The following is a 9,813-nucleotide window of genomic DNA, read 5'->3' as shown; positions in this document are numbered from 1 at the left end:
CGCTGACGGCCAGCGGCAAGCTCGACCGCCGCGCGCTGCCCGCCCCCGACCTCGGCCCGGCCGCGGCCGGGCGGGCGCCGCGCACCCCGCAGGAGCAGCTCCTTGCCGAGCTGTTCGCCGAGGTGCTCGGCCTGGCGCAGGTCGGCGTCGACGACAGCTTCTTCGACCTGGGCGGGCACTCGCTGCTGGCGACGCGCCTGGCCTCCCGGGTCCGGGCGACCCTCGGTGCGGAGCTGGAGGTCCGGACGCTGTTCGAGACCCCGACCGTGGCCGGGTTGGCGGCTCGCCTGGACGGCTCCGGAGCGGCGCGGCCCGCGCTGACCGCCCGGCCCCGCCCGGAGCGCGTGCCGCTGTCCTTCGCCCAGCGCCGTCTGTGGTTCCTGCACCGGATGGACGGGCCGAGCGCCACCTACAACATGCCGCTCGCGCTCAGCCTGACCGGTGGCCTCGACCGTTCGGCCCTGCACGCCGCGCTCGCGGACGTGGTCGCCCGGCACGAGAGCCTGCGGACGGTCTTCCGCGAGAGCGACGGCGTGCCGTACCAGGTCGTGCTGAGCGCCGACCGGGCGCACCCGGCACTGCCGGTGGTCGAGCTGGACGAGCGCCGGCTGGCCGAGCGGCTGGCGGAGACGGCCCAACGCGGCTTCGACCTCGCTGCGGAGCCGCCGGTCCGGGCGGAGCTGTACGTGCTCGCCCCCGAGCGGCACGTGCTGCTCGTCGTGGTCCACCACATCGCCGCCGACGGCTGGTCGATGGGCCCGCTCTCCGGTGATCTGGCCGCGGCCTACGCGGCCCGCTGCCGGGGCGAGGAACCGCAGTGGTCCCCGCTGCCGGTGCAGTACGCCGACTACACCGCCTGGCAGCGCGACCTGCTCGGCGACGCCGCCGACCCGGACAGCCTGTTCGCCCGGCAACTGGCCTACTGGAAGGATGAGTTGGCAGGAATTCCGCAGCAGGTGCAGCTGCCGGCCGACCGGCCCCGGCCGCCGGTGGCCTCCCAGCTGGGCGACCAGGTGGTGGTCCGCCTGGACGCCGAACTGCACCAGGCGCTGCGGGACCTGGCCGCACAGCGCGGCGCCAGCCTGTTCATGGTGCTCCAGGCCGGCCTCGCCGCCCTGCTCACCCGGCTCGGCGCCGGCACGGACCTCACGATCGGCAGCCCGATCGCCGGCCGCACCGACCAGGCGCTGGACGAGCTCGTCGGGTTCTTCGTCAACACCCTGGTGCTGCGCACCGACACCAGCGGCGACCCCGGCTTCGCCGAACTGCTCGGCCGGGTCCGGCAGAAGGCGCTCACCGCGTACGACCACCAGGACGTACCGTTCGAGTACCTGGTCGAAGCCGTCAACCCCACCCGGTCGCTGGCCCACCACCCGCTGTTCCAGATCATGCTGGCCCTCCAGAACGCGCCGATCGGTGAGTTCGCGCTGCCGGGGCTGGAGACCGGCCACCTGGGGGCGCCGACCGGGACCTCGCGGGTCGACCTGACGTTCAGCCTGGCCGAGCAGTTCCGCCCGGACGGCGGGTCCCACGGTCTGGTCGGCGCGGTGGAGTACGCCACCGACCTGTTCGACGCGCCCACCGTGGAGCTGCTGTTCGAGCGCTGGGTCCGCTTGCTGCGGGCGGCGGTCGCCGACCCCGACCGGCCGATCAGCCGGATCGACATCATGTCCGGCGAGGAACGCCGCCGACTGCTCGCCGGATCCAAGGGCGCCCCGGCCGAGCTGCCCGAGGCCGCGGTGCCGGAGCTGTTCGCCCGCCAGGTGCGGGCCACTCCGGAGGCGGTCGCGGTCGTGGCAGGCGGTGTCGAGCTGACGTACGCGGAGCTCGACCTGCGGGCCAACCGCCTGGCACGGGCGCTGATCCGCCAGGGCGTGCGGCCGGAGACGCCGGTCGCGGTCATGCTGGACCGCTCGGCGGAGCTGGTGGTGGCGATTCTGGCGATCATCAAGGCGGGCGGCGCCTACGTGCCGTTGGACTCGCGCTTCCCCTCCTCCCGGATCGACCTGATCCTGCGGGAGAGCGGGGCCGCCCTGGTGCTCACCCAGGAGGTGCTGACCGCACTGGTGCAGTCCGAGCCTGACTCCTCCTGCGTGGAAGTCTCCTGTGAACCAGGGCAGTTGGCGTACATCATGTACACCTCCGGCTCGACCGGCCGGCCGAAGGGCGTGGCCGTCACCCACCGTGACGTGGTGGGCCTCGCGCTCACTCCCGAATGGCGGGGCGGCGGACACGAGCGGGTGCTGATGCACTCCCCGACGGCCTTCGACCTCTCCACCTACGAGCTGTGGGTGCCGTTGCTCAACGGTGGTCGGGTCGTGGTCGCACCGCCCGAGCAGCTCGACCTCGACCTGCTCCAGCACACGCTCACCGCGAACGGGGTGACCGGACTGTGGCTGACGGCGGGCCTGTTCCGCCTGGTCGCCGAGGAGCGGCCGGGCCTGCTCGCCGGGGTGCGCGAGGTGTGGACCGGCGGTGACGTGGTCTCCCCGGCCGCCGTCGCCCGGGTGCTGGCGGCCTGCCCCGGCATCGAGGTGGTCAACGGCTACGGGCCAACCGAGGCCACCACCCTGGCGACCTGCCACCCGGTGCGCAGCCTCCCCGAGTACGCCGCGACCGTGCCGATCGGCGGGCCGATGGCGAACATGCGCGCCTACGTGCTCGACGCCCGGCTGCGGCCGGTGCCGACCGGCATGGTCGGCGAGCTGTACCTCGCGGGGACGGGCGTGGCCCGCGGCTACCTCGGCCGGCCCGGCCTGACGGCGGAGCGCTTCACCGCCGACCCGTACGGGCCGCCCGGGAGCCGGATGTACCGCACCGGCGACCTGGCGTGGTGGCGTCCCGACAGCACGCTGGAGTTCGCCGGACGCGCCGACCACCAGGTCAAGCTGCGCGGCCTGCGGATCGAGCCCGGAGAGATCGAGGTGGTCCTGGCGGGCTGTCCGGGTGTCGCCCAGGCGGCCGTGGTCGCCCGTGAGGACCGGCCGGGCGACAAGCGGCTGGTCGCCTACCTGGTGCCCACCCCCGAGGGCACGCCCGAGACGGGTGAGCTGGCCGGCCGGCTGCGCCGTGAACTGCCCGACTACATGGTGCCGGCGGCGTTCGTCACCGTGGACGCGCTGCCGCTGACCGCCAACGGAAAGCTGGACCGGGCCGCCCTGCCGGCCCCCGAGTACGGGGTGTCGGATGCCGGGCGCGGCCCGCGGACGCCGCAGGAGCAGTTGCTGTGCGGCCTGTTCGCCGAGGTCCTCGGCCGGGAGCAGGTGCGGATCGACGACAACTTCTTCGACCTCGGCGGGCACTCCCTGCTGGCCGCCCGCCTCGCCTCCCGGGTCCGCGAGACCCTCGGCCTGGAGCTGGGCCTGCGCATGCTGTTCGAGGCACCGACCGTGGCCGGTCTCACCGAGCGCCTGGTCATGGACAACCCCGACGACGCGTTGGACGTGGTGCTGCCGCTGCGTTCGACCGGGACCAGCACGCCGCTGTTCTGCATCCACCCCGGCGGCGGCATCAGCTGGTCGTACAGCGGGCTGCTGAACCACCTCGGCCCGCAGCACCCGGTCTACGCGATCCAGGCGCGCGGCCTCGGCCGGCCCGAACCGCTGCCGACGTCCTTCGAGGAGATGGCGGCCGACTATGCCGACCAGATCCAGAAGATCCGGCCGGAGGGCCCGTACCTGCTGCTCGGCTGGTCCGCGGGCGGGCTGGTCGCCCACGCGGTGGCCTGCGAGCTGCAGTCGCGCGGCGAGCGGACCGCGCTGCTGGCGATCCTCGACGCCTACCCGGTGAAGGACGTGCAGTTCGAGGAGGTGCCGGTGCCCACCGAGCGGGACGTGCTCGTCGGTGTGCTCGACGTCGACCCGGACGAGCTGGGCGACCAGGTGGTGACCTACACCGAGGTCGCCGAGGTCCTGAACCGGCGGGGCAGCGCGCTGCAGGGCCTGACCGAGCGGCAGATCGAGGTCATCGTCCAGATCATGATCAACAACGCGAAGCTGGCGGTCGACTTCGTCCCCGGCAGGTTCGAAGGAGACCTGCTGCTGTTCAACTCCACGATCGACCGGGCCGAGGACAACGCCAAGCCCGAGATCTGGCGTCCGTACGTCACCGGCCGGATCGAGTCCCACGAGATCACCACCCGGCACGACCGGATGACCCAAGCCGGCTCACTGGCCCAGATCGGACCGATCCTGGCCGCCAGGATCACCGAGGCGACCGGCGACACCACCCATTCCCACCAGGAGGACTGATTCCCATGACCAACCCCTTCGACGACCAGGACGGCACCTTCCTCGTGCTCGTCAACGACGAGAACCAGCACTCGCTCTGGCCCCAGTTCGCGGACGTCCCCGAGGGCTGGACCGTCGCCCACGGCCCCGACACCCACGCCGCCTGCCTGGAGTACGTCGAGACGTCCTGGACCGACATGCGGCCCAGGAGCCTCGCCGACGCCATGGACGCCCAGCGGTAGCGCGGCGCGTAGTGAACCCGACCGACACCACGGACGAGGCCCGCCCCGCGGCGGGCCTCGCCCCGTCCGCCCACCCCGGCCCGCCCGCCGACCTCGCCGCGGCGCTGCTCACCCCCGAGGCCCGGCGGGACCCGTACCCGTTCTACGCCCGCATGCGGCGCGAGAGCCCCGTCCACCGCAGCGCCCAGAGCATCTGGTACCTCACCCGGTACGCCGACGTCGAGGCGGCGCTCAGTGACCTGCGGCTGTCCAACGACCGCGACCGGATGACCCGCGCCTACGGCGCACTCGGCGGCGACCTGAAGGCCCTCAGCCGGCTCACCGACCGGCTCGGCCGGGTGATGACCAACACCGACCCGCCGGACCACGCCCGGCTGCGCAAGCTGGCCAACCGGGCCTTCACCGCCCGGCGCGTCGAAGCCCTGCGCGACGGCATCCAGCGCATCGTCGACCGGCTCGTCGACGAGGCGGTCGCGGCGGGGCCGACGATGGACCTGATCGGGGCGGTCGCCGCCCCGATGCCGCTGTCCGTCACCTGCGAGCTCTTCGGCATCCCGCCCGAGGACCGTCCGCAGGTCGAGACCTGGTTCCGCCGCTTCAGTCGGCTGGGCGAGGACATCGACAAGTCCGAGGAGGCGATCGGGCAGTACGAGGAGTACCTCGCCCGGCTCGTCCGCCGGCGTCGGGCAGACCCGGGCGACGACCTGATCAGCGCCCTGGTCGCGACCCAGGCGCACGACGACCGGCTCACCGACTCCGAACTGCTGTCCACCTGCTTCGTCCTGATCACCGCCGGCGGCGAGACCACCACCCACCTCATCGGCAACGGCGTGCTCGCCCTGCTGCGCCACCCGGACCAGCTGGCCCGGCTGCGCGAGGACCCGGCGCTGATCCGCACCGCCGTCGAGGAACTGGCCCGCTACGACACGGTGACCCAGGCGATCGTCCGGGTCGTCGCCGAGGACCTCCGGATCGGCGGGCGGACGCTGCGGGAGGGGGAGTTGGTGTACCTGTTCCTGGCCTCGACCAACCGCGATCCCGAGCGCTTCGAGGACCCCGAACGGCTCGACCTGTCCCGCCCCGGCAACCGGCACCTGAGCTTCGGCCACGGCCCGCACTTCTGCCTCGGCGGCCCGCTGGCCAGACTCCAGACCGAGGTGGCCGTCGGCACGCTGGTCCGCCGGTTCCCACGGCTGCGGCTGGCCGACGAGGCCGCCGACGGGGCCGCCCTCGAATGGCGGCCCAACCCGCTGCAACGGCGGCTGAGCGCCCTCCCGCTCACCTACTGACCCATGAACGACGATGAAGGAGTACCCACCATGGCCCGAGAGTTCGAGGTCCGCAGGGAGCAGGACCTTCCCGCCACACCCGAGCAGGTCTGGCACGCGGTCGCCACCGGCGCCGGAAACCTGGGTTGGCTGTACCCGATGGAGGTCGAGCCGCGCGTCGGCGGAAAGGCCACCCGGGGTGATGCCACCGTCGTGGCGTGGGAGCCGCCGCACCACTTCGCCGTCCGGGCGACCCAGGACGGCGGGTTCTCCAACACGCTCAGCTACCACATCGAGCCGGTAGACGGGGGAACGAGCCATCTGCGGATGGGAATCCACTGGGTGCACACGGGCGTCGTCGACGACGCCTGGGCCTGGGACGCCAAGTCGGACGCGGCCGAGAAGCACGTCGACTTCTACCAGCACGCCCTCGCCGAGTACCTGCGGCACTTCGCCGGCCGCCCCGCCGTCTACGTCAGGGCCCAGCGCCCCGAACCCACCGCCGACCCGGTCGACTTCGCCACTCTGCGCCGACGCCTCGGCCTCGCCGACGACGCGGCCGTCGGCGACCGGTTCCCACTCCTCGTCCCGGGCCCGGACGGCGGCCCCGTGGAGGTGGTCGTGGACTGGCTCAGCACCGACTTCGTCGGCCTGCGCGGCCCCGACGCGCTGTACCGGTTCTTCAACGGCAGCACCTGGAACGTGCCGATCTGGCTGGGCCACCACCTGTTCGCCGAGGACGCCGACGAGCAGCAGGCCACCAAGGCGTGGACCGCCTGGCTCAACGACCCCCAAGCCTAGGACCCCGATGGAAACCTCGACCCAAACCCTGCTCTTCGCCGCCGAACTCGTCGAGGAGAACGGCACCTACACGCTCGTTGTCGAGGACGTGCGGAGGGGCAGCGTCCAGACCACCCCGGTCCCCAAGGCCATGGTCGACAAGCTCCCGACCTTCCTCTCGGCGCTCAGCGCCAAGCTCAACCCGGCGCCGTCGCGCAGCCGCTGGTAGGACTCCCGCGGTCCGCGAGGCCGGGTGCCGTCAGCGAACAGTCGCGCTGGACGGCACCCGGCCGACTCGCGTGCGAGGGCCAGATGTCCGTTTCGGATTCGGTGAGAGGCCGAGACGGTGTTCGGCCGGCGCTGACCCGGGACGATGACGTACTGGTAGGGGTGCTCCTCCCGCTGTGCCGAAGGCCGTTTCTCAGGGGGCGTGCCAGGCGGCTGGGGCCGGTTGGGAGGCTCACATCACCGCGGACGGTCCCGCCGCCGCGGCGTGCTGCCTCACTCCACCGGGCGCCTCTCCGGCGCGGCGGGAACGGCAGGAACACACCCTCCGGAAAGGAAAGAAGGCCCCGTCAGGGCTGCTGGAAGACGACCTCCGGGTACGCCGCCGACGGACGGTCGAGCAACCGCTGCGGGATGCCCTTCAGATGCAGGTCGAAGAAGGCGCCGACATAGGCCCGGGTGATCTTCTCGGCGCGCAGCGGGGCGAGCGTCGCTTCGGGGTCGGGCAGGCCCGCGCGAGCCCCGATGAGCGGACCGTCGGTGAAGCTCCCGTGGTCGGAACCGGTCACGGACAGCCAGCGCTTCCAGCCGTCCATTCGCGCCCAGGCATCGTTCCAACTGGTGTCCCAGCCCGAGGGGTTGTGAACGGACTGGGTGCCGAGCATCAGGAAGGGCCGTCCGCCCAGCCCGCCGGCGGGAAACGGATCGAAGAACTTGCCGTCCATGTTGACCCCGGCGCGGATCCGCTGGTCGGCGGCCATCGTGCCGGCGGCGGAGTTACCGCCGATGGAGTGCCCGGCCATGCCGATCCGGTCCCGGTCGATCATGTGGGCGTACGGCCAGGCCGGGCGGGGGCCGGTCAGCCGGTCGAGGACGAAGGAGATGTCCTTGGCCCGGCTCGGGGGGACGGCCGCGAAGGTGTCGGGGGCCGGGTCCCTGCAGATGGCGCAGGTCAGGGTGCGCCCGTCCGGGAAGGTGGTGCCGGAGGTCTCGTAGGTGTGGTCGACGGCGGCGACGACGTACCCGCGGCTGGCCAGGTCCTCGGCGAGGCCGGTGAGCGTGGCACGTGGAAGCGTGAACCCGGGCGAGAGGACGACGAGTGGGAACCTGCCCGACGCCGGGCGCGCGTCGGTGCGGGCCCACGGGTGGAGGCCGGTGGCCGCCTCGGACGGTACGTTGCCGCCCGGCACCTGGAAGTCCAGCAGCAACCTGGCCTCCTCGGTGGTCAGGTACGGGGTCGCCGGCCCGCCCGTCGCGGGGCGGGCCGGGTAGTACATCGACACCATCAACTGCCGCGCCCCCGCGGACGGCACCCACGGGTCCGGGCGGTCCCCGTCGACCAGGTGCAGCGTGCTGCGGCCGACGGGCTGCCACCCCGTCGGCCGGGGCAGGTTGAGACTTGCGGTGGACGCCTCCGCGACGGGGGCGGCGGTGGCGACGGGCCCGGGCGCCGCGAGCGCCGAACTCGTCCCGGCGATCGGCAACGGCAGGACGAGTGCGAGCACGGCGGCCACGGCGGTACGACGGAGTCTGGTCATGCGGAAACGGTAGATCGCAGAACGGTGATGCGACCTCGCCGAGAAGGCTGAGGCGATGTCATCTCCGCGATGGAGCAGCACATCGCCTCCGAGGATGACGGGAGCCCGCGATGCTCGGCCGCATGGTGGAGAACCGGGCAGCGAGCATCGTGCGAATGCCGTACCCCCGCGCAGGCCGGGACCCGCCTCGACACCGCCACACGCCTGGTCCGGAGACCAGGTACTCAGGATGAACGGGCCGTCGCATCTCCAGGCGAGCCGTAGACCGGGGCCAGTCGCCACCGTGTCGTCGGCTTCGGTCGGGATCCGCACATGTCCGTGGAGCTGTCTCCGGGGCGTGCCCGGTGGTTCAGCGGGGCGCCACTGACATGAGCGGTCTCCGCCGAGAATCGTCAGACCGGCTGAACCACACCATCGCCTACTCAGCGCACGGTGAGGAGGCCGTCCACCAGGGAACGGAGTCCGTCCTGGTAGGTGTCCTGAGCGGTCAGCGGCTCCCAGCGGTCCGCGATCTGTGCCAGGCGAGGCAGGTCGCTCGGGTCGAGATCGGCGAAGACCTGCTGCCGGTAGGTCGGGCGGTCAACCCCCATGCGGCGCCGGGTCGCTGTTGCGCGGACCATGATCTCTCCGGCGGTGTAGTACCAGATCGCACGGTAGCCCTGCACGGCCCCTTCGAGCGACAGGCCGCAAGCGATCAAGCCGTCGATGATCTGCTCGACGAACCACAGGGCGTGGGTGGACATCAGGTCGTCGGCGGTCAGCACCTCCACGATCCACGGGCAGGCGGCGAGGGCCTCGTGGATCGCAGTTGCTGCAGCGACCACCCGCTCCCGGGGTTCGGCCGGCAGCTCGGTCCGGTGCAGTGTCCGCGAGGCGTAGTCGTCCAGCAGCAGGACGAGCAGGTCCTCCTTGTTGCGCACATGGTGGTAGAGCGCCATCGGCGTGCTGCCGATCTCCGTGGCCAGGCGCCGCATGGTCAGCCGCTCGACGCCCTCCTCGGCCACGATCCGGCGAGCCGTCCCGATGACCTCCTCCCGGGAGATGCGGGGAGGTCGGCCGGTGGCCTTGCGGGGTGCGGAGGGCTGCTGCATGCCCTCATCATCCCCCAGGCCTCGACAGCGCAGAGCCTCTGGGTTACTTTCCTTACATGTATAAAAACTCCCCCGGTCGCCCCGGCCTGGTGCTGGCGGTGGTGACCGTCGCGCAGTTCGTCTTCGCCCTGGACATGTCGGTGGTCAATGTCGCGCTGCCCGCGATCCGCAGAGCGCTGGGATTCGCGCCGCTCGACCTGTCGTGGGTCGTGCACGTCTACGCACTCACCTTCGGCGGGCTCCTGGTGCTGGGCGGTCGTGCCTGCGACCTGTACGGTCGGCGTCGGTTGTTCGTGCTGGGCCTGGCCGTGTTCGGACTGTGCTCACTGGCGGGCGGGTTGGCCCAGGCGCCCTGGCAGCTGGTCGCCGCACGGGCCGGGCAGGGCCTGGGCGCCGCGGCCGCCGCCCCGGCCGCGCTCGCGATGCTCACCACCACGTTC

8 protein-coding genes are annotated in these 9,813 nt (G+C 72.4%); 6 read left to right on the top strand and 2 right to left on the bottom strand.

Features of this window, described 5'->3' with window-relative positions; all coding sequences use genetic code 11:
* The 5 genes from KS423_RS28385 to KS423_RS28365 all read left to right on the top strand — a co-directional run.
* On the top strand, positions 1–4,250 hold a 4,250-nt coding region (locus KS423_RS28385), incomplete at its 5' end, for a non-ribosomal peptide synthetase (protein ID WP_224282623.1).
* Between the two features lie 5 nt (positions 4,251–4,255).
* A complete protein-coding gene (locus KS423_RS28380; protein ID WP_224282622.1) occupies positions 4,256–4,471 on the top strand; it encodes an MbtH family protein in 216 nt (71 codons plus the stop codon).
* 11 nt (positions 4,472–4,482) lie between these two features.
* The gene (locus KS423_RS28375) at positions 4,483–5,760 is read left to right on the top strand and encodes a cytochrome P450 (RefSeq protein WP_224282621.1); all 1,278 of its coding nucleotides are present in this window, start codon (positions 4,483–4,485) and stop codon (positions 5,758–5,760) included.
* Between the two features lie 30 nt (positions 5,761–5,790).
* A complete protein-coding gene (locus tag KS423_RS28370) occupies positions 5,791–6,540 on the top strand; it encodes an SRPBCC domain-containing protein (RefSeq protein WP_224282620.1) in 750 nt (249 codons plus the stop codon).
* A gap of 7 nt (positions 6,541–6,547) precedes the next feature.
* Positions 6,548–6,748, top strand: a complete 201-nt coding sequence (locus KS423_RS28365; protein ID WP_224282619.1) for a hypothetical protein — start codon at positions 6,548–6,550, stop codon at positions 6,746–6,748.
* A gap of 346 nt (positions 6,749–7,094) precedes the next feature.
* On the opposite strand, the gene KS423_RS28360 is transcribed toward KS423_RS28365, so the two are convergent.
* Together KS423_RS28360 and KS423_RS28355 are read right to left on the bottom strand one after the other, a co-directional pair.
* Positions 7,095–8,282 (bottom strand): alpha/beta hydrolase, encoded by a 1,188-nt coding sequence (locus tag KS423_RS28360; RefSeq protein WP_224282618.1) that lies wholly within the window; start codon positions 8,280–8,282, stop codon positions 7,095–7,097.
* A gap of 422 nt (positions 8,283–8,704) precedes the next feature.
* Positions 8,705–9,373, bottom strand: coding sequence for a TetR/AcrR family transcriptional regulator (locus tag KS423_RS28355; protein WP_224282617.1), 669 nt, complete (start codon positions 9,371–9,373; stop codon positions 8,705–8,707).
* A 56-nt stretch (positions 9,374–9,429) separates the two neighbouring features.
* Between KS423_RS28355 and KS423_RS28350 the strand changes: the two genes are divergently transcribed.
* On the top strand, positions 9,430–9,813 hold a 384-nt coding region (locus KS423_RS28350), incomplete at its 3' end, for an MFS transporter (RefSeq protein ID WP_224282616.1).

The organism is Streptomyces sp. LS1784 (genome assembly GCF_020103755.1).
Taxonomy (GTDB): domain Bacteria; phylum Actinomycetota; class Actinomycetes; order Streptomycetales; family Streptomycetaceae; genus Kitasatospora.
The sequence above is the reverse complement of the archived record's forward strand: the minus strand, read 5'-3'. Positions and strand labels throughout refer to the sequence as shown.

Coding starts and splice junctions, on each gene's coding strand:
- KS423_RS28360 (WP_224282618.1), bottom strand. CDS start 8,282: ATGACCAGACTCCGTCGTACCGCCGTGGCCGCCGTGCTCGCACTCGTC.
- KS423_RS28380 (WP_224282622.1), top strand. CDS start 4,256: ATGACCAACCCCTTCGACGACCAGGACGGCACCTTCCTCGTGCTCGTC.
- KS423_RS28355 (WP_224282617.1), bottom strand. CDS start 9,373: ATGCAGCAGCCCTCCGCACCCCGCAAGGCCACCGGCCGACCTCCCCGC.
- KS423_RS28365 (WP_224282619.1), top strand. CDS start 6,548: ATGGAAACCTCGACCCAAACCCTGCTCTTCGCCGCCGAACTCGTCGAG.
- KS423_RS28370 (WP_224282620.1), top strand. CDS start 5,791: ATGGCCCGAGAGTTCGAGGTCCGCAGGGAGCAGGACCTTCCCGCCACA.